Origin of the sequence: Brumimicrobium mesophilum (assembly GCF_003025005.1) — a bacterium.
GTDB lineage: Bacteria > Bacteroidota > Bacteroidia > Flavobacteriales_D > Crocinitomicaceae > Brumimicrobium > Brumimicrobium mesophilum.
Genome location: NZ_PVSS01000017.1, coordinates 1 through 22,163, shown reverse-complemented (window position 1 = coordinate 22,163; position 22,163 = coordinate 1). Strand labels below are relative to the sequence as shown.

Annotated in this window: 22 protein-coding genes; 15 read left to right on the top strand and 7 right to left on the bottom strand. The window is 33.7% G+C overall.

Annotation, left to right across the window (positions count from 1 at the left end; genetic code table 11):
* Positions 1-29 precede the first annotated feature (29 nt).
* Complete coding sequence (locus C6368_RS15445; protein WP_107040130.1) at positions 30-1,754, bottom strand: ABC transporter substrate-binding protein; 1,725 nt, start codon at positions 1,752-1,754, stop codon at positions 30-32.
* A 349-nt stretch (positions 1,755-2,103) separates the two neighbouring features.
* On the opposite strand from C6368_RS15445, the gene mce reads away from it, so the two are divergent.
* The gene (gene mce / locus C6368_RS15440; RefSeq protein WP_107040129.1) at positions 2,104-2,508 is read left to right on the top strand and encodes a methylmalonyl-CoA epimerase; all 405 of its coding nucleotides are present in this window, start codon (positions 2,104-2,106) and stop codon (positions 2,506-2,508) included.
* Here mce and C6368_RS15435 read toward each other — a convergent pair.
* Together C6368_RS15435 and C6368_RS15430 are read right to left on the bottom strand one after the other, a co-directional pair.
* Positions 2,485-3,111 carry an HAD family hydrolase gene (locus C6368_RS15435; RefSeq protein WP_107040128.1) on the bottom strand — a complete coding sequence of 209 codons (627 nt, stop codon included), beginning with the start codon at positions 3,109-3,111 and terminating at the stop codon, positions 2,485-2,487. The genes mce and C6368_RS15435 overlap by 24 nt on opposite strands.
* Before the next feature lie 69 nt (positions 3,112-3,180).
* The gene (locus C6368_RS15430; RefSeq protein WP_107040127.1) at positions 3,181-3,819 is read right to left on the bottom strand and encodes a YceI family protein; all 639 of its coding nucleotides are present in this window, start codon (positions 3,817-3,819) and stop codon (positions 3,181-3,183) included.
* A 294-nt stretch (positions 3,820-4,113) separates the two neighbouring features.
* Here C6368_RS15430 and C6368_RS15425 point away from each other — a divergent pair, with 294 nt between their 5' ends.
* The 8 genes from C6368_RS15425 to C6368_RS15390 all read left to right on the top strand — a co-directional run bounded on the left by C6368_RS15425 (position 4,114) and on the right by C6368_RS15390 (position 11,413).
* Positions 4,114-5,004 (top strand): cell division protein FtsX, encoded by an 891-nt coding sequence (locus C6368_RS15425; RefSeq protein WP_107040126.1) that lies wholly within the window; start codon positions 4,114-4,116, stop codon positions 5,002-5,004.
* Between the two features lie 12 nt (positions 5,005-5,016).
* Complete coding sequence (locus C6368_RS15420) at positions 5,017-5,280, top strand: DUF3098 domain-containing protein (RefSeq protein ID WP_107040125.1); 264 nt, start codon at positions 5,017-5,019, stop codon at positions 5,278-5,280.
* Positions 5,281-5,294: 14 nt separating this feature from the next.
* Entirely contained in the window at positions 5,295-6,014 is a 720-nt protein-coding gene (truB, locus tag C6368_RS15415) for a tRNA pseudouridine(55) synthase TruB (RefSeq protein ID WP_107040124.1), read from the top strand.
* Positions 6,015-6,023: 9 nt separating this feature from the next.
* On the top strand, positions 6,024-7,910 hold the full coding sequence (locus C6368_RS15410; protein WP_107040123.1) for a TIGR00341 family protein: 1,887 nt from the start codon (positions 6,024-6,026) through the stop codon (positions 7,908-7,910).
* 125 nt (positions 7,911-8,035) lie between these two features.
* Positions 8,036-9,085, top strand: coding sequence for a tRNA preQ1(34) S-adenosylmethionine ribosyltransferase-isomerase QueA (gene queA, locus C6368_RS15405; RefSeq protein ID WP_107040122.1), 1,050 nt, complete (start codon positions 8,036-8,038; stop codon positions 9,083-9,085).
* Between the two features lie 77 nt (positions 9,086-9,162).
* Positions 9,163-9,825, top strand: coding sequence for a 2-C-methyl-D-erythritol 4-phosphate cytidylyltransferase (locus C6368_RS15400; protein WP_107040121.1), 663 nt, complete (start codon positions 9,163-9,165; stop codon positions 9,823-9,825).
* 79 nt (positions 9,826-9,904) lie between these two features.
* Positions 9,905-10,855, top strand: coding sequence for a methylenetetrahydrofolate reductase [NAD(P)H] (metF, locus tag C6368_RS15395; RefSeq protein ID WP_107040120.1), 951 nt, complete (start codon positions 9,905-9,907; stop codon positions 10,853-10,855).
* 12 nt (positions 10,856-10,867) lie between these two features.
* Positions 10,868-11,413, top strand: coding sequence for a hypothetical protein (locus C6368_RS15390; protein ID WP_107040119.1), 546 nt, complete (start codon positions 10,868-10,870; stop codon positions 11,411-11,413).
* A 310-nt stretch (positions 11,414-11,723) separates the two neighbouring features.
* Here the strand turns inward: C6368_RS15390 and C6368_RS15385 are convergent, their stop codons facing one another.
* Positions 11,724-12,401, bottom strand: a complete 678-nt coding sequence (locus C6368_RS15385) for a T9SS type B sorting domain-containing protein (RefSeq protein WP_107040118.1) — start codon at positions 12,399-12,401, stop codon at positions 11,724-11,726.
* Positions 12,370-13,527, bottom strand: a complete 1,158-nt coding sequence (locus tag C6368_RS15380) for a hypothetical protein (RefSeq protein WP_107040117.1) — start codon at positions 13,525-13,527, stop codon at positions 12,370-12,372. Before C6368_RS15380 ends, C6368_RS15385 begins: the two co-directional genes overlap by 32 nt.
* Positions 13,528-13,670: 143 nt before the next feature.
* On the opposite strand from C6368_RS15380, the gene C6368_RS15375 reads away from it, so the two are divergent.
* Positions 13,671-13,883: a T9SS type A sorting domain-containing protein gene (locus C6368_RS15375; protein ID WP_107040116.1), complete on the top strand. Its 213-nt coding sequence runs from the start codon at positions 13,671-13,673 to the stop codon at positions 13,881-13,883.
* Between the two features lie 196 nt (positions 13,884-14,079).
* Here C6368_RS15375 and C6368_RS15370 read toward each other — a convergent pair whose 3' ends face one another.
* Together C6368_RS15370 and panC are read right to left on the bottom strand one after the other, a co-directional pair.
* On the bottom strand, positions 14,080-14,661 hold the full coding sequence (locus tag C6368_RS15370; protein ID WP_107040115.1) for a riboflavin synthase: 582 nt from the start codon (positions 14,659-14,661) through the stop codon (positions 14,080-14,082).
* An 11-nt stretch (positions 14,662-14,672) separates the two neighbouring features.
* Complete coding sequence (gene panC / locus C6368_RS15365; protein WP_159038632.1) at positions 14,673-15,527, bottom strand: pantoate--beta-alanine ligase; 855 nt, start codon at positions 15,525-15,527, stop codon at positions 14,673-14,675.
* Positions 15,528-15,632: 105 nt separating this feature from the next.
* Here panC and C6368_RS15360 point away from each other — a divergent pair, with 105 nt between their 5' ends.
* From C6368_RS15360 to C6368_RS15340, 5 genes are all read left to right on the top strand, one after another.
* The gene (locus tag C6368_RS15360; protein WP_107040113.1) at positions 15,633-16,457 is read left to right on the top strand and encodes a glycogen/starch synthase; all 825 of its coding nucleotides are present in this window, start codon (positions 15,633-15,635) and stop codon (positions 16,455-16,457) included.
* The gene (locus tag C6368_RS15355; protein ID WP_107040112.1) at positions 16,454-17,779 is read left to right on the top strand and encodes a DUF4270 family protein; all 1,326 of its coding nucleotides are present in this window, start codon (positions 16,454-16,456) and stop codon (positions 17,777-17,779) included. Before C6368_RS15360 ends, C6368_RS15355 begins: the two co-directional genes overlap by 4 nt.
* Before the next feature lie 27 nt (positions 17,780-17,806).
* Complete coding sequence (glmS, locus tag C6368_RS15350; RefSeq protein ID WP_107040111.1) at positions 17,807-19,654, top strand: glutamine--fructose-6-phosphate transaminase (isomerizing); 1,848 nt, start codon at positions 17,807-17,809, stop codon at positions 19,652-19,654.
* Positions 19,655-19,660: 6 nt separating this feature from the next.
* Positions 19,661-20,443, top strand: coding sequence for an SDR family oxidoreductase (locus C6368_RS15345; RefSeq protein WP_107040110.1), 783 nt, complete (start codon positions 19,661-19,663; stop codon positions 20,441-20,443).
* A 681-nt stretch (positions 20,444-21,124) separates the two neighbouring features.
* Positions 21,125-22,163, top strand: a 1,039-nt coding sequence (locus C6368_RS15340) for a choice-of-anchor J domain-containing protein (protein ID WP_199851660.1), incomplete at its 3' end; no start/stop codon positions are given.

Sequence of the window (22,163 nt, the reverse complement as noted above, 5' to 3'; positions counted from 1 at the left end):
TTGTTTGTGGTCAAAAATAGACCGATTTATTATTTTTCCTTGGATTCCCATTCTTTTTTTGACCAATCCTTAAAGTATACTTTCTTAAAAGTATAACTATTCATTTCGTTGAGCTTTAGGTTTCGAACTTTGGAATATACTATTTTGATTGTTTCCTCATACCATAAAATAATGTACGGAGAATCATCCATCAAAATAGATTCAGCTTCGGCAAAAAGGGTGTATCGTTCGACTATTTCGTCAGTGTTTTTTGCTTTTTCGAATATATTATCAAACTCTTCATTTTGATATCGTGAATAATTAGTCATGGAAGGCTGGGCAGAATCTGCAGGTAAAGTTTTACCATAGGCTGTCATTAAAAAGCTTTCAGGACTGTAATATTCTGCAAACCAAGAAGAGCGAAATAAATCTCCTCGTGCAAATTTTTGATCTTCCAATTTTTCCTCAAAAGAAACAGCTTTTAACTCCACTTGAACGTTTAAAGTTGCATTGAGCTGATTTGCTATTTCTTTTGCAACCTTAGAATGAATTGTTCCTTTATTGAAAGTTAATTGAATAGTTGGGAAATCTTTACCATCAGAATAACCAGCAGAAGTGAGTAACTTTCTCGCTTTTTCAGGTTGGAAAGAGTATCCATTTTTCTTCACAAGATCTGAATTGTATCCGTTAAAAACTGCTGGCGGAGTTATTCCTCCATCACCTTTTCCAAAGGCTTGATTTTTTAGAACATTTATAATGATTGAGTCTCGATTGATAGCGTAGTTTATGGCCTTTCTTACCCTAATATCTTGAAATTCGGGTTGCATTAAATTGAAGTAATAAAACTGTGTGGCTAATAATGGTTTTCTAATAAGATTGAATTTAGGAGGAGTACCATTAAAATCTTCAATATTATCTTCTCCTAACATTGATGAAATTTTACTTGGTGGCAAGCCCTCAATTAAATGAATTTCTTCATTTTCAAACATTTTTAATTGCTGTAGTTTATCGTTTTCTACTTTTAAAATCAGTGAATCTAAATAAGGGAGCTTTTTTCCCTCACTATCTTTTCCGTAATAATCTTTATTTCTTTCTAAAACAATCTCTTTTCGACCTTGACGTATTCTATTTTCTACAAATCTGAAAGGTCCTGTGCCTATAAGCTCTTCCTCAAGACCTGCTATTACGGCTTTTTTAGAAACTATAAGAGCTGAAGTTTGGGTAAGTTTATTGATAAAATCAGCATCTCTTTGTAGTAATTGGATTTGTATTGTATTTCCTCTTACTTTTAAACCTGAAATATGGTCGGCTTCCTTTCTGAAAAACGCATCTGCACCTTCCAATAAACCCTTAAAAATTGAATGGTAAGCTCCACTTGCTTCATTTGCTTCCGGTGAACAAGCCAACTCAATACTGTAAACTACATCCTCGGCAGTGAATTTATTTTCCCCCTTTATTGAAGTGTGTTTATGGAAATAAACATTTTCTCGAAGTTGGAACTGAATGGTTTTTCCATCTGGTGAAATGGTCCAATCTTTAGCTAAACCAGCTTTTGTTTCAAGTGTTTTTGGATCTAATTCAACTAAACCTTCATAAACCTGATTCAGTAAAGTAGAAGAATATAAGTCATTTACATATCTCGGAATTAAAGTGGACGGCTCATTATTTATCACATAGTTGAAACTACCTCCTGCATTTTTGCTTTTCTCATTGAAAGAAAAGTCAGAACATGAATAGGTAGTCAATAATAATAAAAAAAATGGTAATTTTCTCATTTTAAGTTAGTAATGTGAATTTTAAACTTTAAAAGTAGATCGTTAATCAAAGTGATTCATCACCGAATTTAAAATAATAATTCCATAAACTAAGCGGTGCCGTTCATTATTTAATCCACATGCTGTTCTTTATATTCTAAGTGGGTTGCGGAATTAAAGAAAATGCCTGAAGAAAAACAAGATGAGAATACATTGAAAAAGAATGTAAATGCCATGCTTACAACAATCATTAGTAAGAGTTACTAAAAAATCAATATGATATTAAATCGCCGACCCCAACAATATGCAAACGACTAAAGTCTGAGGTAAAAACTCCACCAACATCACCATTTTTATTAATTTAGTCCACATGAATAAAATTGAACACATCGGAATAGCAGTTAAAGATATGGATAGCGCTATAAAAATCTATGAGCAATTGCTAAATACAAAATGCTACAAGATTGAAAACGTTGAATCAGAAGGAGTAAAAACGGCTTTTTTCAAGATAGGTGATTCTAAAATAGAACTACTTGAAGCAACAAATCCTGAAAGTCCAATTGCGAAATTTATTGAGAAAAGGGGAGTAGGAATGCATCACATTGCTTTCGATGTAACAGATATAGAGTCAGAAATTGACCGCTTAATTGCAGAGGATTTCCAACTGATTCAAAAAACGCCTAAAAATGGTGCAGATAATAAAAAAATTGCATTTTTACATCCTAAATCTACTGCAGGTTTGTTGGTAGAATTATGTCAGGAGCGAACGGACTAAAGTGATGACATCACTTTTTTCAATGTCTAAATGATGTGCTTGAATCCCTATAGATTTAGCCCCTTCAACATGTTGAATGGAATCATCGATGAATAACGTTTCATTAGGATCAAAGCCTTCGTTTTGGCAAATAGTTTCAAATATTTCAGTATCTGGTTTTCTCATTCCTAGGTCGCAACTGAAGTAAACTTCATTAAAATAGGAAGCAAGCGATGTTTTTCCATAAACTTCAAATAATTGTTGATGGAAAAAATCCATGTGTATTGTGTTCGTATTGCTCAGTAAAACTGTTTTGTAATCCAATTTCAGTTCCATCAAATAATCTAGCCTGTTTTTTGGTAGATCTAATAACATGGCGTTCCAAGCCGCAATAATGTCTTTTTCTGAAGTGTTTTCAGGTAGATATAATTTTATTCCTTCAATAAATTCATCGGCTTCGATATCTCCTCTTTCATATTTGTTGAATAAATCGCTTTGATTAGCTTGAGTGTACATGTCCTCAAAATCCTCTATGCCGAGTTTTATAAAAGCATCAATAGTGAGTTGATAGTTGATATTCAACAAAACTCCTCCTAAATCCAAAATGATGTTTTTTACTTTCATAGTCCTAAAATAAACAAAAAAGGGCAATCCCGTTATGGAATTGCCCTTTTCAATAAATTTAATTATTTACTATTTTTTCATCATCTCAACATGTAAGTCAAATTCGATTTCAGTTGAAACCGCTCCTTCTTCAGGTTTGTCTTCTTTAACTTTCATTCCTGGCATGTCCGCTTCTGTAAAGTCAACTGCAAATTCACCTTTCATTGTTAATTTGTTGTCGTCAGTTTTAACTGTCATTGGAACAGTTCTTTCCATTTGAACACCAGCAACGTTGATCATCAATTTAACTTGGTCTTCAATCACTTCCATAACTTTAACATCTACCTTAGAATGCTTACTTACGTTAAAAAAGTCTTCGTTTGAAAGGTGACCTTCTAATTTTGGCTTTCCGCTTTCTGCATCGATATCTTGTACGTCAATTGATGACATATCAATAACAAAGTTTCCTTTGAAGTCTTCACCATCTTGCATAATTGTACCTTGAGCAATGTGAACAACTCCATTGTGGCTTTTACCATCATTTTCTCCTCCTACCCATGATCCAGTCCATTCTAACTTACTGTTTTCAGTGTCTAGTTGGTATTCAGCAACTACAACTTCTTCTTTAACTTCTTCTTTATTTTCAGTTGCTTCAGTGTTTTCAGTTCCACCGCAAGATGTCAACGAAAATGCTGCAAATGCCAAAACTCCGTAAATTACTTTTTTCATAATGTTATTTTTAATTGATTATTATTAAGGTGCAAATATAGCTAAATTAAATATACCAAGGTATGTAATTTTTCCAGGTGTATCTTTGACGAGGTTAAAGAACGTTAAAGATATTTACTAATTGAGATCTGATATAGACCATTTCGGATAATCAAACTTTGATATTTAACTCACTTTAAAGTATTTTAATTTGTAACAAACCCAATTTTTAATTTTAGTTAGGAAAATTCTCAAGACTTAAATCACATAACATTAACTATATTTCTAAAAAATCTTCCTAAATTCGTCGATTAAATGGGAAAGGATATCGAAAAATATGGAAGAAGAGGTCTGCAGTCAGGCTATCTTTCTGTGGTGGTCGGAATTTCACTGGTTCTTTTTATGTTAGGACTTGTGTTGGGCGCATACTTTGGATTAGAGCATACGCAAAACGCTGCCAAAGAAAATATTGAAATTGATTTGTTTTTTAATCCAGATTTAAATGATTCTGACATTAAGCTTATCGAACAAGAGTTAAAAGGTTGGGAAAACATCAAATCAGTGTGGTTTGTTTCTCCTGAGCGTGCTTTGGAAGTTTTTCAATCAAATGAAGTCGAAGCCAATGAAATCAAAGCCATTTTTAATGATAAAAGTCCCTTTCCTCCTTCAGTATCCTTTAACCCGATTGGAAGTATCGTAGATAAACAGGGTTTAGATGAAATAAAAGAACAAATTTTATCTACTTATCCTGACCAAGTTGCTGAAGTTAATTACGACGAAAATAGAGTGGCTCAAGTAAATCTTGGGTTTTTACAATGGATTTATCTTTTCGTTGCCATTGGATTATTGTTAACAATTATAGCTTTTGCAATGATCAATAATACTATTCGTTTAGCGCTGTATTCAAAGCGATTTACAATAAAAACAATGCAATTGGTAGGTGCAAAATCAGGATTCATTAGAAAGCCTTTCCTATGGAATTCTGTCGTTCAAGGCTTTCTTTCTGCTATCGTTGGAATGTCATTGTTAATGGCTGTTTTCTTTGCATTAAAACGCTATATGGAAATAGTAAGCTCGACTTATAACTTTGAGACTTTTTTAATTCTTTTCGGAGTTCTAATTTGTTTAGGAGTCTTAATTAGTTTACTTTCAACTTGGTTTGCATTAAATAAGTACCTGAGAAAAAGACTTGATAATTTGTACTAGAATATATTCATTATGGAAAAAGAAAAAACAACATTCCTTTTTAATAAATCAAACTATACCTTTCTTATAATTGGTGTAGTACTTAATGTAATTGGGTTTTTATTGATGATTGGAGGAGCAGCTGAAAATTTAAACGATTTTAACGCAGACGAATTATTCTCTCCTGTGAGATTAACTGTCGCTCCAATTCTTATTCTTTTAGGTTACGTGGTAATTATTTACAGTATCATGAAAAAACCTAAATCGACGAAGAACGACAATTTACCGAAAGCCTAATTCCTTTTTTTTAAATGGAAAAGACATCCTACGAATTTCGAACTGGTGAAGTGATTTTGGTTGACAAGCCATTAAATTGGACTTCATTTGATGTAGTAAATAAACTACGTTGGAGATTGAGTAAACAATACGGAATTAAAAGATTTAAAGTAGGTCACGCGGGAACATTAGATCCTTTGGCCACTGGCTTATTGCTTATTTGTACAGGGAAAAGTACCAAAATTAGCCAGGAATTAACGTCAGAAGATAAAACGTATACTGGAACATTTTTGATCGGAAGAACAACCCCAAGTTACGATTTGGAAACAGATTTTGATCAAGAATATCCAATTAACCATATTACATCTGAAGCAATACATCAAGCGGCTATTTCGTTTGAAGGCGAACAAAAGCAAATTCCACCTGTTTTTTCCGCTAAGAAAGTAAATGGGAAACGCGCTTATGAATCTGCAAGAAAAGGGATTGAAGTAGATTTAAAAGCAAATGACATCAATATACAATCGTTTGCTATTACTGCAATTCGTTTTCCTGAAGTAGATTTTGAAATCAAATGTTCTAAAGGAACTTACATTCGCTCTATTGCTAATGATTTTGGAAAAGAATTAGGGTCTGGTGCAACGCTTATTGCCCTAAGGAGAACAAAATCAGGTGAATTTCTGATTGAAAATGCTAAATCTGTTGATGAATGGATAGAAATTATTGAATCAAATGAAATGGTTGATGAATTAAAATAATAACAACTTATGGGGACCAGTACTATCTATCTTTATGCAGATCTTGACGAATTAGAGAACGAAAGTGATAAAACCAAGGAGTTTATTCAAGAGAACTTCCCCAATATTGTTGATTATCGGACATTCGATTTAGGATCCATAACAGAAGACGATCGCGTTTTTGTTTATATTAGTGATAGTCAAATTAAATTAAAATTACCTGAATTAGCCAAACAAAATTGTGCAATTGGATTTTTACCTCATCCTGATGCAGTGCAAGCTCAATCTGGCTATAGAATACCCAAAGATTTAAAACAAGCATTAACTGATTTATTAGAGGCTGAAAGTGTTGTTAACTCAGGAATACTTTGTTGTAACGGAGAAGTGATTTTAAATTATGTGGTAATTGGCGAAATTGTAACCTTTCTGACTAAACGATCAAGAAGTAAAAATTTGTTTCATAGAATCAAAAGGTTTTTTAGGTACTTGGACCGATTAAGAAATATTAGGGCTTTACCTTTTACAATTAAAGCGGAAGAAAAGGATGCAGTTGATACTGCTGCAACTGACATTTTAGTTGTTCAATCAGCACAGAACTCTGTTGTATCTCGCGTTTTCACATCCGGTGATATTTCAAGTGATAACTTATTTAATACTTTTATTTTTGCTCCACGAAGTGTTATTCAGTTGATTAGGTCTTATATCATGAAGCTTTTACTGGGAACTGGTCAAAAAAACAAATCATTTGACTTTTTAAGTCGTTTTAAAACCGAAGATTTATCCATATCATCCACTCAAAGTTTCAGCTGTAATATTGATGGTCGGTATTCGTCATTAACAGAATTAGTTTTTTCTCTTGAAGCTAGCTTTAAGCAAATTCCTAGTGAGTCAACTCGTGTAAATATTGAATCAAAAAAAACAAATAGTTCAAAGATATTTCAAACTAAAAATTTACCAAAAGGTGATTCGATCAAAGAAATGGTTCGAAAGAATTTACCTTTTATTTCTCATGCTTCTTCTGATGAATATAAAGAGCTTTTTACGCAATTAAGAGAAAATGCTAAACCAACTCAGAACTATGTTGTTCTGATGATTTTGTCTGTGATTTTAGCAACACTTGGGGTTTTTGCAGATTCATCCCCTGTTATTATTGGGGCGATGATTTTGGCTCCACTTATGGCTCCAATTATTTCATTTTCTATGGGTGTCCTTAGACAAGATAAGGAGTTGATGAAGAATAGTTTTATTACGATGATGGTGGGAATAGGAGTTGGATATTTATTTGCAATTATTTTTACCGTAATTACTCCGCTCACCCAAATTAATTCAGAGATTACCTCACGCATTAAACCCAATATCATTGATTTAGGAATAGCAGTCGTTTCTGGTGCGGCTGGAGCTTATGCTTATTCAAAAGAAGAAATTGCTAAAACACTCGCTGGTGTGGCAATTGCTGTTGCTCTTGTACCGCCTTTAGCTGTGTCAGGAATTGGAATTGCTTGGCTAAATTTTGAAGTGTTTTTTGGAGCTTTCTTATTGCTAATTACCAACCTTACAGGAATGGTTTTAGCGGCCGCCCTTGTTTTTCTGCTCACAGGATATAGTCCGTTTCAATTGGCAAGAAAGGGATTGTTGATCTCATTGTTTGTGGTGCTTTCTATTAGTATTCCCTTGGCTTTTGGATTCTTTAAGGTTGTGGAAGAGAATAAAATCATACGCTCACTAAACGATACTGAAATAAAAGGTGTTATTTTGGAAAGAGTAATCATGGAAAGTAGAAAACCTATGGTTATTTCTGTAGATGTTGTAGCAGATTCCACACCAAGTAATGAAGAAATAGATGTTATTAAAGAAGAAATTGAAGAAATAGTTGGTGAAAAAGTAACGCTAAAAGTGGCCGTCAGAGTAACGAGATAACGCAAAATTTAATTATTTTTGCCTGTTTAGATTACTTCTCTGCACATTTGCCCTCTTATTAACGAATATCATGGATATATTTGTTACATTTGTATCCCTTAAAAAAAGAGTACGATTTGAATAAAATGAAACTTTCTGAGTTCGACTTCGAATTGCCCGAAGAACTCATCGCAAAACATCCTGCACAAAACCGAGACGAATCTCGTATGATGGTTATACATCGTAAGACAGGTGAAATTGAACATAAATTATTTAAAGACGTCATCGATTATTTTGATGAAGGCGACGTTTTTGTACGCAATAATACCAAAGTTTTTCCTGCACGTTTGTATGGGAATAAAGAAAAAACTGGAGCTAAAATTGAAGTTTTCTTATTGAGAGAATTGAATAGAGAGTCTCTTCTTTGGGATGTTCTAGTGGATCCTGCAAGAAAAATCCGTATTGGTAACAAGTTGTACTTTGGAGATGATGAATCTTTAGTAGCAGAGGTAATCGACAATACTACATCAAGAGGACGTACTTTGCGTTTCTTATATGATGGAACTTACGAAGAATTCAAGAATAAAATTGATGAATTAGGTGAAACACCTTTGCTTAAGTACATCGATAGAGAGGTTGAACCAGAAGATGCTGAACGTTTTCAAACAATTTATGCGAAAGTTGAAGGAGCTGTAGCTGCACCAACTGCTGGGATGCATTTTTCTAAGCAATTATTGAAAAGATTAGAGCTTAAAGGAGTTGAGTTTGCAGAAATTACTTTGCATATTGGTTTAGGTACTTTTAGACCTGTTGAGGTTGAGGATCTTACTAAGCATAAAATGGATTCTGAACAAGCTGAAGTAACTGAGAAAGCTGCTAATATTGTAAATAAAGCTAAGAAAAAGAAAAAACGCATTTGTGCTGTTGGAACAACTTCAATGCGTACAATCGAAACTTCTGTCTCTACAGATGGAATGTTGAAACCATACGAAGGTTGGACAAATAAATTTATTTTCCCTCCTTATGATTTCAGTATTGCAGATTCAATGATTACTAATTTCCATGAACCTTCTTCAACTTTATTGATGATGGTGTCAGCGTTTTTAGGACATGAATTAACAATGCAAGCTTATAATGAAGCAATTAAAGAAAAGTATAGATTCTATTCTTACGGAGATGCGATGTTAATCATCTAGGTCCACAAGAATTAAATTTTTTAGAAATATTTGAAGTCCTGACCTAACAGTCGGGACTTTTCTTTTAAATTCGTTTCATGAAACAATCTGTTATTATTACTGCTGGTGGAATTGGAAAGAGAATGGGGAGTGATTTACCGAAACAATTTATTACGATTAAAGGACTTCCCGTTTTAATGCACACCATAAAAAGATTTTTTGATTACGATCAAGAAATTCAAATAGTAATTTCCTTACCCAAAGATTTTATTCAATTGTGGAAGGATTTGTGCAAACAATTTGATTTTGATATTCATCATGAAGTTATTGAAGGAGGGAAAGAGCGCTATCATTCAATAAAAAATGCCCTTCAGAATGTGGACGGTGATGTAATCATGGTGCACGATGCTGTTCGTCCTTTGGTGAGCCAGCAAACAATTCAAAAGGTGATTGAAAAGGCTGTTTCATTTGGAGCTGCAATTCCAGTTCTTCCAATTAAAGACACTTTAAGAAAAGGCAATAGCGAAGTAAGTGGGCACCAAGACCGTTCAGAGTTTTGGATTGTTCAAACTCCTCAAGCTTTTCAATTAAAAATTCTTCAAAAAGCATATAATATTCCTTACTCAACATCCGTTACAGATGATGCAAGTTTGGTGGAGGCAATTGGGAAACAAGTTTTTCTAACAGAAGGAAATGAAGAGAATATTAAGATTACAACTCCATTCGATTTAAAACTGGTTGAATTTCTTATGGAAAATTAATAGGATTCATTTAAATTATAGTCCTCTAATCTAAAGGCTATTCTTAAATTTGTCATGCTAAAATAAAACTATCCAAACAATGAAGGTAATTGATCACATTAATGAAGCGAAAGATACATTGTTTTCTTTTGAAATACTTCCTCCTTTAAAAGGGAAGAGTATTCAATCAATTTATAATGGAATCGATCCGTTAATGGAGTTTAAGCCTAAATTCATTAATGTAACTTATCACCGAGAAGAGTATGTTTACAGAGAACGGGATAAAGGTTTACTAGAGAAAGTGTCAATTCGTAAACGCCCAGGAACAGTTGGTATTTGTGCGGCTATCATGAATAAATATCATGTAGATGCTGTGCCTCACCTTATTTGCGGTGGTTTTAGCAGAGAGGATACTGAAAATGCTCTGATTGACTTGCAATTTTTGGGAATAGATAATGTTTTGGCATTAAGGGGTGATCCCATCAAAACAGAAGCCGCTTTTAAACCTGCAATTAAAGGTCACAATTATGCTGTGGAACTTATTGAGCAGATTCAAGCCATGAATAAAGGGAAGTACACAATGGATGAAATCCATTTGGAGCCTACCGATTTTTGTGTTGGAGCTGCCGGATATCCTGAAAAACATTTCGAAGCGATGAATATGGACACAGATTTGCAATACCTCAAGCAAAAAGTGGATATGGGTGCTGATTATATCATTACACAGTTGTTTTATGATAACAATAAATACTTCGATTTTGTAAAGAGATGTCGCGCTGTTGGAATTAATGTTCCTATTATTCCAGGACTTAAGCCGATTTCAAATTTGAGACATATTTCCTTTTTACCCAAGTTTTTCCACATTGATTTGCCTAACGAATTGTCTTCCGAATTGTTGAAATGTAAAACCAATGATGATGTTAAGCAGGTCGGTATTGAATGGGGGATTCAACAAACTAAAGAATTAAAAGCTGCAGGTGTGCCTTGCATACATTATTACACAATGTCAAACTCATCAGAGGTAAAACAAATTGCTTCTGAATTATTTTAAAAAAGAAAAGCTATGAAAAACATAATATTGATCACAATTTCAATTCTATTTTTAAGTCAAAATATTTGGTCTCAAGATTCTGAATCGTTGAATTTGAAAAACGTAATGATTGTTGGTCAACAAGACGATTTGTCTGACCGTTATATTTTAGAAGTGGGACTTTTACAATTGTTTACTGATAACAATATTAAATCTAAAGCTTCCTTAAATGTAATTAAAGAAGGTGGGGAAGATGATATTATTTTAAACGACAGCATTTATGCATCATTGAAAAGTGAAGGAATAGATACTTATGTTTTAGTGTCAATTCGAGGATATAATAATCGCTTTAAGCTTTCAGATGAAGCAAGTCCGCTCGAGGATGAAATCAATGCTGGTCACCTTTATCCATTATATAGAGAAAGTGCTTCCAACGTAACTTTTTCCTTTACATTTTACCGTGATATGAAACCAGTTCATTACGAGTTAATTAGGACTGGAACAGTTGGTTCTCGAGATGCTGTAATGAAGAAATTATTAAAGAAGGTTGATAAGAAGTTGAGAAAAGAGTGGAAGTAGAGTTAAAAAGATGAAAAATGATTATTGAAAAGTGAAAAGTTTGTTTGAACACAATTTTTCACTTTTTATTCAATCCAAAAGTCTCACCAATATCATTTAAGAAGCTCTTCCTGCTATTCAAAAATACTTTGATGGTAAAAATCATAAGATATCTGCATTGAAAAAACCTTGAGAGTTTTAGACTTTGAAGAGTATTTGTTAATGCAACTACTTGTTATTCAGGTTTTCGCAGGGTTGTTGATTGGCATTCGCTAATTTTAATCAACTCCAAGTCAAACAAATTCATAATTAAATGATTCGTAATTCGTAATTAGTTATTAATCACCTGCACAAACCCTTCCTTCTTCACTTCGCAGTCTGAAGTTTCGCAATTCACTGTTTCTCGATCGAGTTCAAAAGTGATCTGATAAAAATATGTTCCATCTGTGACTTTTTCACCGTTTTTAGCTGCACCATTCCACAAATTGTGTGTCCCTTTCAAAAGTTTATCTTCGTTTTCGAAAACTATATTTCCCCATCGATTTAAAATATTTAATTTGTAAGCAACTGGAAGATTCACGCTTACATTAAAGTTATCATTTGCACCATCATTGTTAGGCGTAAAAACATTAGGTAAACCAACAATTAAACTATCCAAAATAAATACAGTAAATGAAGCTGTGTCGGCACAAATACTATCATTACGAAAGGCGATGAGTTCTATCTCGAAAGTTCCTGATGTATCTGTAAAAAATCCTGAAAATTGATTTCCTTGATAAACATCATTGATCCACCAGCTGTAATCCGTAGCGTTTTCTGATTGATTCGTAAGATTAATTTGTATTGGTGCAGTTCCAGTTTTAGGATTCGCATTGAATGCCGCTTTTGTATCAATTATTGGCTCTACATAAACTAAAGTGTCTGAACTGCATCCAAATTTATCGATATAAAAAACTGTGTAATCTCCCGCAGAAAGATTAACAAAAACATTCCCCGAAGCAGGACTCAATGTGTCTCCATTTTGATTTACTGCTCCAAGTTGAACAGCTTAGATCGTTTAATGCAGAAGGATTTGAAATGGCAGACCATTCGTAGCCGGAGGAAGTGCTGTTTGGGGTTCCGCCTTTTGCTTGGAGTTGGAGGGTTTGACCAAAGCATATTGTGGTGTCTGGGGTGAGGGATGTAGTGAATGTGTCGCAGGAGGTAGCATACGTAAGAAAGAGTTGAAGGACTGAATTTGAATAAGGGGCAAATGTAGGGTCTTGATATTCAAATTTTATATCAAGTTGATTAGGATTTGTTATATAGGATTGAATATTAGCCAGGGCATCAGCTCCCTCCATTGTGTTATTCGGAATATCATTCGCTAAGCCGAACAATGTCCCATTATTGTAATTAAAAGAACCCCAAACGCCAGTGCAGGACTTGTTGGGAGGTAATTCATCGCCTCCTACAAGCCCTAAAATATTATTATTGGCATATATATAGCTGCCGTCCTTGATTGTATCACAAAAAGAAGTTGAATGAAATGAAAATCCAACATCACTTCCTGTATCGATAGAGTTTATATTACTAATATTATAATTGATAATAAGATCATTATTTTGTTGATTTAATACTATTAAGGGATTTACTTTTGTTAAGGATGTATTCTCATAGGCTATATATAAGTAATATTCAGAATAAACACCGGTTGCTGCCGAAATGAGTTGATTTGTTGGAGGGCTCAATGTATAGCTATTCTGTGTTGATGATGTCAATGTTGTAACATCAATGGCAATTATACCCATTTTAATAGGTACCCCACTTCCAACAGCGTTAAAAGTGCTAATTATTTCATTTTCAGTTAACCCTAATTGACTATTGTTAAATTCAATTGTTCTGTTATAAAAAATACTATCTAAGTTTGGAAATGAGGTTTTGTGTGTGGTGACAAAAAGATATGCCACTCGAATAGCACTGTTTGATGGAATGTCAACATTAAAAGTCATTTGTGATTCTGAGTTAAAGGGGCCGATGCCATCTCCTGTTACACCACCATGATATGTGTCTTGATAGAAAACTGTTTGTGATGAACAAGTTGAATAAAAGGATGAATATAGAATGAATATATATAGTAGAGAGATTTTTTTCATGGAAAATATATTAATTTCGAAAGAGTTCCTTTAGTAATATTAACGTGTAAAATAAGGGGGTAGTTGGTGTGAAAAGTGAAAAATGTTACGACCTATAAACTAAGTGCTTATTTAATTACTGAAGAACGGTCTTTTTTTCAAATATCAAATGGGAAATATTTGCTGAACTAAACAATGCTCACTACAAAATCTTTAATTTGAATGGTATCGAAATGGGGTCAGGTACAATTGATGCAAATGAAGGTGAGAAAGTTATTGATTCAAGAAATCTCACAAATGGAGTTTACCTTATCAATATTTACAACGATGGAATAATGAAATTGAACTCTAAATTGATTGTGAAAAAAGAGAAGTAAAAGAAAATATTAAATTCAGAAATGCACATTCCTTGATTGGGGTGTGCATTTTTTGGCTAAATTATCTGAATCCTTCAATAAAAATCGTTAGTCACAATGAAAGTGGACGATTTGCTAATCGTCCCTACATTGTATCTTCGATTGATGTTTATCTTTAAATTTTTGAATCCTTCAATCCTTCAATCCATTTTCGTTACTAATTCCTCCTCATCATCTTGGCAATATACTTTCCTAAAATGTCAAACTCCAAATTCACTGTACTACCAACTTTTAAGGCATGAAACTGAGTGTGCTCATAAGTGTAAGGAATAATATGTACTGAGAATTGATCATCTTTTGAATCAACAACGGTTAAACTTGCTCCGTTTACGGTAATTGAGCCTTTTTCTACAGTCATGTTTTCTGTGGTGTATTGGAATGTAAATACCCAACTTCCGTCTTTTTCAATTATAGAAATACACTTTCCAGTTGTGTCCACATGACCTTGCACAATGTGTCCATCAAAACGACCATTGGCGGACATACATCTTTCAAGGTTTACTTTGTCTCCAATTCCCCAATCTGAGAGACTTGTTTTATTTAAGGTTTCGTCAATTGCGGTAACAGTGTAGTTTTCCGCGTCAAGGTTTACAACTGTTAAACAAACACCATTGTGAGCCAAACTTTGATCGATTTTTAATTCATTTACAAAAGAGCAAGTTAGCGTATAATGAATGTTACTTCCTTCTCGTTCGATGTTTTTAATTTCGCCAAGGTCTTCTATTATTCCAGTAAACATAATCTTTTGTTTTAATTTTCTTCAGTCGAAACCAATTCCATGTTGTCGATCAATCTTACATCTCCGCAAAATGCAGCAATACATGCCGTAGCTCCAGGAACCCAATATTGATTTAAGTCATTCAATGTTTCTGGATGAACAATTTGTAAATATTCTAATTTTAGAGCACTGTCTTCAAAATAGCGTTTCATTTTCTCTAAAGTAATCACTGGAGAATAGGTTTTTGCCCAAGCTTGGCCTTTATTGAGAACTTGAGATATTACAACAGCTTGTTCAAGTTCTTGTTCACTCAACCTTAAATTTCGACTGCTCATTGCTAATCCACTAGCATTTCTTTTTGTGTCAACAACTACAATATCCACCTGTATTTTTAACTGCTTTACCATTTCAATAACTACGGCAACTTGTTGAAAATCTTTCCTCCCAAAAAATGCTTTTGTGGGTTGAACCATTCTGAAAAATCTTGAGACAATGTTTACTACACCATCAAAATGTCCAGGACGGTGTGCGCCTTCCATAGTATTTTCAATGTGATGCAGGTCTACTTTTTCGGCTACATAATTTTCAGGGTACATTTCAGAAACTGAAGGTAAAAAGACAAAATCACATTCATTCTTCCTCAGAAGTTTGATATCTTCCTTTTCCGTTCTTGGATATTGCTCTAGGTCTTTAGAGTTATTAAATTGAGTAGGATTAACAAAAATACTTACTACCACAAAGTCGCATTCTTTCTTTGCTTTATTTATTAATGAGATATGTCCATCGTGCAAAGCTCCCATTGTAGGGACAAATCCAATTTTCAAACCTTTATCCCTTATGGGTGAAAGTTGATCATTAAGTTCTTGTAAGTTATATATTTCTACCAAAATTTCTAAGGCTATATTAAAGCGAAATCAACAAAACTATCTTTTTATGCTGAAATTCCGAATTTTTTTTTATATTTTTGTAAACGTTTTACCAAAATACATTTCATGGAGAAAAAGAAAATCCTATTTGTTTCGCAAGAAATTGCACCATTTTTACCAAAGTCTGAGGTGTCTACCGCAGCCCGAAAACTTCCACAAGGAGTGCAGGAGAGTGGCAAAGAAATAAGAGTTTTTATGCCTCGATTTGGAGTGATTAATGAAAGACGCCACCAATTGCATGAAGTAATTAGATTGTCAGGAATGAATCTTATCGTCGATGATATGGATCATCCTTTAATTATAAAAGTAGCTTCTATTCCTACGGCGCGTATGCAGGTTTATTTCATCGATAATGATGAGTACTTTAAGCGTAAAGGTGTTTTTTCTAACGATAAAGGAGAGGAATTTAATGATAATGATGAACGTTCTATGTTCTTCTGTAGGGGAGTTTTAGAAACTGTGAAAAAATTAGGTTGGAAACCAGATATCATTCACTGTCATGGTTGGATGACTTCTTTAATGCCTATGTATGTAAAAGATATTTACAAGAATGACCCACATTTCTCAGATACAAAAGTTATTTACTCTTTATATGATAATGAGTTTAACAATAATTGGGAGGGGAAGTTTGTTGAAAAACTTAAATTTGAAGGCTTTAATGAAGATGTAATAGATTCAATTAAAGGAGGTGATTATACCAGTTTAAATAAGGCTGCCTTAAATTACTCTGATGGAGTAGTTATGGGAAGTGCATCTGTTAATGATGAATTGAAAAAAGCATATGATGATTCTGAGGTTTTCAAATTAGATTTTGAATCTGAAGAAGTTCAACCTAAGGTCATGAGTGAGTTTTTCGATAAAGTTATAGATGAAGAAGCATTGATTCAATGATGATACAAAATACAACAAATTATACTCTGAAAAAGTGGCGAAAAGTAATTTTACTTTTCGCTGCTTTTTTTTGTTTAAGTATAACCATTTCTTCATGTAAGAAGAAAAGAAATCCGGTAGGAGCAAGTGCACTTTCTTCAGAAAATATTATGGGGTCTGATGTAATTGATACTTTTCAATTGAAAACCTATACCATAGAAGAGGATTCTATTTATTCAATGGATCCTAGTTTTAATCTTCTGGGTAGCTACAATGATGAGGTTTATGGAAAAGTTGATGCTAGTTTTTATACGCAATTAACTTTGTCTGGTTTTTCTCCAGATTTTGGTGATTTATCTACTGTGGTTATAGATTCTGCTGTAATGGCTTTTGAATTTGGAGGGTATTATGGAGATATATCTGAACAGCTTTTTGAAGTTTACGAAATTACTGATGAATTGACACGAGATTCTAGTTATACAAGATCTTCTGTTGCTTCTGTTGGAACGGAACAATTGGTTCCTACTGTGAATGGTGAAGGCTTGATTACTCCAGATCCATTGAAAAATGCAGTTGTTGGAAACGATACTTTAAATCCACAGTTAAGAATACCATTGGATACCGTTTTTGCGCGTAATATGTTGTCTATAGCTGAAAATTCAACTAGTGATGCAGATTTTTTGCAAAGTTTCAAAGGACTTCATTTTAAAGTGAATAATAGCTTTCAGTCTCCAGGTGAGGGAACAATACTATATCTTTCATCTACTTTGCCAGCATCTAAAATGACTGTTTATTACACAGCTAATGGAGAACAAGGAAGTTATGATTTTTTAATTACAGGGTCGGCAATTGATTTCAACAATGTTGTTACAGACTATTCTGGTACCCGAGTAGAACAGGTGATCAATGATAATGATTTGGGTCAAACGGAGTTTTATGCCCAGGCTTTTTCTACTAGAGCGAAAATTGATTTTAGTTCAATAGATTCTTTACCAAAAAACATCATTATACAAAAAGCAACTTTAGAACTACCTGTAAGTTATTATCAGGGAAGTAATTTTTACCCAAGCTCTGATGTACGAGTAAGTTCTGAAATATTAGGAGATGGAAAGAAATATGTAGTAAGTGAAACTGAAAATGTTTCATTCAATTCTACACGTAAATCCTATGTAATTAATTTGAGAACATATATTCAGCAGATTGTTTTAGGAGAAGCTCCTAATTCTGGTATCTTTGTTTCTCCTACTAAATTTAATACAACTGCAGAACGTATCTTATTTAATGGTTCTGATACGCCAAATAAAAACAAACCTAAACTAAGTATTGTGTACACAGTGCTTTAATAATGATTAACTTAATAATATTTAACTATGTGTGGAATTGTTGCTTACATTGGAAAAGAACAAGCTTTCCCTATTATTTTAAAAGGACTTAAAAGACTTGAATACCGAGGTTATGATAGCGCTGGAATTGCAGTTCTAAATAATGAATCTGGATTAAACAACTACAAACGCCAAGGTAAAGTTTCAGAGTTGGAAGATTTTTCAGCTGAACAGGATACTTCTGGTACAATTGGTATTGGGCATACGCGTTGGGCAACTCATGGTTTGCCTAACAACGTAAATGCTCATCCTCACATCTCTACTGATGGAGAAATGGCCTTAATTCATAATGGAATTATTGAGAACTATGATTCTTTGAAAGAGGAATTGGTGTCAAGAGGTTATGTTTTTAAGAGTGAAACGGATACAGAGGTCCTTATTCATTTAATTGATGACATTAAGACCAATGAAAAAGTAAAAACTGCTGAAGCAGTAAGAATAGCTTTAAACAGTGTTATTGGTGCATATGCAATTGTGGTTTTAAGTAAAGACAATCCAAATCAATTAATTGCTGCTCGTAAATCTAGCCCATTAGTTGTTGGAATTGGAAAAAACGGAGATTTCTTCTTGGCTTCCGATGCAACTCCAATAATTGAGTATACAAACGAAGTTGTATATATGGAAGATGAGGAAATAGCTATTGTTGATAGAAATGAAGGATTAAGAATCTTCAGTATTCAAAATCAAGAGAAAACTCCATATATTCAACATTTAGAACTTCAATTAGAGGCTATCGAAAAGGGTGGATATGAGCATTTCATGTTAAAAGAAATCCATGAGCAGCCACGTTCGATAATGGATTGTTTTAGAGGAAGACTTAATGTTGAAGATGGCTGGGTAGGACTAGGTGGAATAAAAGATTATGAAACCAAACTAGCAAAAGCTAAAAGAATTATAATGGTTGCTTGTGGTACTTCATGGCATGCGGCATTAGTAGGTGAGTACTTGTTTGAAGATTTAACAAGAATTCCTGTTGAAGTTGAATATGCTTCAGAGTTTAGATACAGAAATCCTATCATAAATGAAAATGATATTGTGATTGCAATTTCTCAATCAGGAGAAACAGCAGATACTATGGCTGCTCTAAATTTAGCAAAGTCTAAAGGAGCAACCATCCTAGGGATTTGTAATGTAGTTGGGTCATCAATTTCAAGAATAACTGATGCGGGTTCTTATACTCACGCAGGTCCAGAAATAGGTGTGGCTTCAACGAAGGCTTTTACTGCTCAGGTTACAGTTCTTACATTAATGGCATTAACAATTGCACGTAAAAAAGGATCAATTAATGAAACTGATTTCAGAAGAATTATCACAGAAATGGAGCTTATTCCGGATAAAGTGGCTAAAATTCTTGAAAAAAGTAAGAAAATTGAAGAAATCGCTGCTATTTATAAAGATGCAACAAATGCTTTATATTTAGGAAGAGGAAACTCATTCCCAGTTGCATTAGAAGGAGCATTAAAATTAAAAGAGATTTCATATATTCATGCGGAAGGATATCCAGCTGCGGAAATGAAACATGGACCTATTGCTTTAATTGATGAAGAAATGCCAGTTTTCGTTATCGCGACCAAAGGTACGTCTTACGAGAAAGTGGTGAGTAATATTCAAGAGGTTAAAGCAAGAAAAGGTAAAGTTATAGCAATTATAACTGAAGGTGATGCTCAAGTGAAGGAAATGGCGGATCACTATATAGAAATCCCTGATACTCACGAATATTTAACTCCTTTGTTAACAACAATTCCTTTTCAATTAATTTCTTATTATGTTGCAGTAATGAGAGGAGCAAATGTTGATCAACCAAGAAATTTAGCTAAATCGGTAACTGTAGAATAAAAAAGTATGAACATTGATTTAAAAGGTAAGCATGCAGTTGTATGCGGAAGTACACAAGGGATAGGTAGAGAGTCTGCTTTGAAATTATCTAAATTAGGTGCATCAATTACTTTGGTCGCAAGGAATGAAGAGAAATTGAAAGCAGTGCTTAAAGAACTTGAGCCAAATGCTAAGAACGATTATATCGTTGCGGATTTTTCACAACCTCTAGAGTTAGACAGAAAAATTAAAGAATGGGCAAATAAAAATAATGCACATATCCTACTCAATAATACAGGAGGACCAAAAGGGGGACCGATTAGAAAAGCAAAGATTGAAGAATTCAATGAGGCTTTTACAAATCACCTTATCTGTAATCACATTTTGGTTCAAGCACTTTATCCTGGTATGAAAAAAGAAGGTTATGGTCGCATTATAAATATTATTTCTACAAGTGTAAAACAACCTTTGGACGGATTGGGTGTTTCAAATACGATCCGTGGTGCAGTTGCTAACTGGAGTAAGACATTGGCCAATGAACTAGGACAGTATAATATTACAGTTAACAATGTTTTACCTGGAGCTACTAATACTGTTCGTTTGCAATCGATTGCTGAAAATAAAGCAGCTCAATCAACCGGGTTGAATTATGAAGAGATTTTAGGAAGTATGGCGGCACAATCGCCAATGAAGCGTATAGCTCAACCTGAAGAAATTGCCAATGCTGTGGCTTTTTTAGCAAGTCCAGCTGCAAGCTACATCAATGGAATTAACGTACCAGTAGACGGAGGTAGAACAAAGTCACTGTAGTCAAGTAGATATTTTTAAAAGAAATGAGTGTACTTCGGTACGCTCATTTTGTGTTTTTGGACGGTTTCAGATTTGAATATTCTTTTAACTTCTCGATTATGTTTATCATTTTATATATATAGATGTATTAATTAAATTGGTGGAGGCTTGCCCTTATTAATCACAGCTTAAAATCATCACTGTTGAGTTACTCTAGTTCGTGTAAATTAGATAATTACACATGCCTTGTTTGGAGGATAAAAATCAAAAGAAAAAAAATTCTCAGTGTTTCTCTTTTACAGATTGTCAGTAATTCTTTCAATTAAATTGTTGTTCCTTTTAGAGGACAGCGAAGAATAATAGTTCAATACAGATTTTCATCCAAGGATTAGGTTTTAACTACTTGCTTGATTTATGATAATATAATAAATGAGATTTTGTGGAGATACCTGTATTACTATTTTAATATGATTTTATTGCGTTAATATTCTAAAGAAGCACTTTTGCATAATAAGATAATTCAATTCAATCATTCTTATATCAAAAGTTATGCATGCATACGCCACTCTAAATAGGTGGTTTTCAGGTGTTTTTGAAGAGTTTTGGAAAGTAATAATCAAAACAAATGTTAATTTTACATTTGTTTAACCCAAATTATTTCTCTATGTTTGGTAGTCACAATTATCAATTAAAAACTTTCCTATGAAAAAGATTTTACAAAAACTAAGGAATTATGGTTTAGCTATTTTGGCAACCACTTCCTTTGTTGGCTATACTTCTGCGCAATTTACAGAAGATTTTGAAGGAGGAACAATTATTCCTGCCGGATGGTCAGCAATTAACAATAATGCAGATGCAAAAGAGTGGGAATTTGGAGTTCCACCTTCTGGCAGTGCAAACTCTGGTGCAAATTCTGCGTATATAGAATATTCATCGGTGGCGCATGACGATTACTTGATAACACCAGCGATAACCGTAACAGCGGGTACAAGCGATTTATTAAAATTATATGGTAAAAACAGATCTTCCTCTTTTCTTGAGGAGTTCAACATTTTAATTTCAACAACAGGAACAGCTGTTGCTGATTTCTCTACCACATTACAAGCCGCTGTTCAACCTCCTACTTCCTGGACAGAGTATGAGTACTTTTTAACTTCATATGTAGGTCAAACAATTTATATTGCTTTTCAAGCAATATCACAAGACGAGTTTGGATTATACTTAGATGATATTAGTGTCTCAGGAATACCTACCTGTCCTAGTCCAACATCATTAGCTACTGCTAATATCACGCCTTTCACTGCGGATTTAAGTTGGACTGAAAATGGTTCGGCAGCTGCATGGAACATTGAGTATGGTGCGCCAGGTTTTGCTCCAGGTTCAGGAACAACTGTGGCTGTAACATCAAATCCATATAATATTACTGTACTTTCTGCGGAAACTGATTACGATTTTTATGTTCAATCAGACTGTGGTGGAGGTGATTTAAGTGTTTTTGAGGGACCTTTTAGTTTCTCAACACCACCTACTTGTTTAGCACCTACTGCTTTAACAGTAAGTAATTTAACGACAACAACAGCAGATTTATCATGGACTGAAAACGGAACTGCATCTTTATATAATATTGAATATGGATCTCCAGGATTTACTGCTGGTAATGGAACAACTGTTTCAGGTGTTGCTAACCCTTACAATTTAACAGGTTTGACCGCAGATACAGATTATGAATTTTACGTTCAAT

Excerpts from the sequence above, each read along its gene's own strand:
- C6368_RS15445 (WP_107040130.1), bottom strand. The coding sequence starts at position 1,754 with ATGAGAAAATTACCATTTTTTTTATTATTATTGACTACCTATTCATGT.
- mce (WP_107040129.1), top strand. The coding sequence starts at position 2,104 with ATGAATAAAATTGAACACATCGGAATAGCAGTTAAAGATATGGATAGC.
- C6368_RS15435 (WP_107040128.1), bottom strand. The coding sequence starts at position 3,111 with ATGAAAGTAAAAAACATCATTTTGGATTTAGGAGGAGTTTTGTTGAAT.
- C6368_RS15430 (WP_107040127.1), bottom strand. The coding sequence starts at position 3,819 with ATGAAAAAAGTAATTTACGGAGTTTTGGCATTTGCAGCATTTTCGTTG.
- C6368_RS15425 (WP_107040126.1), top strand. The coding sequence starts at position 4,114 with ATGGGAAAGGATATCGAAAAATATGGAAGAAGAGGTCTGCAGTCAGGC.
- C6368_RS15420 (WP_107040125.1), top strand. The coding sequence starts at position 5,017 with ATGGAAAAAGAAAAAACAACATTCCTTTTTAATAAATCAAACTATACC.
- truB (WP_107040124.1), top strand. The coding sequence starts at position 5,295 with ATGGAAAAGACATCCTACGAATTTCGAACTGGTGAAGTGATTTTGGTT.
- C6368_RS15410 (WP_107040123.1), top strand. The coding sequence starts at position 6,024 with ATGGGGACCAGTACTATCTATCTTTATGCAGATCTTGACGAATTAGAG.
- queA (WP_107040122.1), top strand. The coding sequence starts at position 8,036 with ATGAAACTTTCTGAGTTCGACTTCGAATTGCCCGAAGAACTCATCGCA.
- C6368_RS15400 (WP_107040121.1), top strand. The coding sequence starts at position 9,163 with ATGAAACAATCTGTTATTATTACTGCTGGTGGAATTGGAAAGAGAATG.
- metF (WP_107040120.1), top strand. The coding sequence starts at position 9,905 with ATGAAGGTAATTGATCACATTAATGAAGCGAAAGATACATTGTTTTCT.
- C6368_RS15390 (WP_107040119.1), top strand. The coding sequence starts at position 10,868 with ATGAAAAACATAATATTGATCACAATTTCAATTCTATTTTTAAGTCAA.
- C6368_RS15380 (WP_107040117.1), bottom strand. The coding sequence starts at position 13,527 with ATGAAAAAAATCTCTCTACTATATATATTCATTCTATATTCATCCTTT.
- C6368_RS15370 (WP_107040115.1), bottom strand. The coding sequence starts at position 14,661 with ATGTTTACTGGAATAATAGAAGACCTTGGCGAAATTAAAAACATCGAA.
- C6368_RS15360 (WP_107040113.1), top strand. The coding sequence starts at position 15,633 with ATGGAGAAAAAGAAAATCCTATTTGTTTCGCAAGAAATTGCACCATTT.
- C6368_RS15355 (WP_107040112.1), top strand. The coding sequence starts at position 16,454 with ATGATGATACAAAATACAACAAATTATACTCTGAAAAAGTGGCGAAAA.
- glmS (WP_107040111.1), top strand. The coding sequence starts at position 17,807 with ATGTGTGGAATTGTTGCTTACATTGGAAAAGAACAAGCTTTCCCTATT.
- C6368_RS15345 (WP_107040110.1), top strand. The coding sequence starts at position 19,661 with ATGAACATTGATTTAAAAGGTAAGCATGCAGTTGTATGCGGAAGTACA.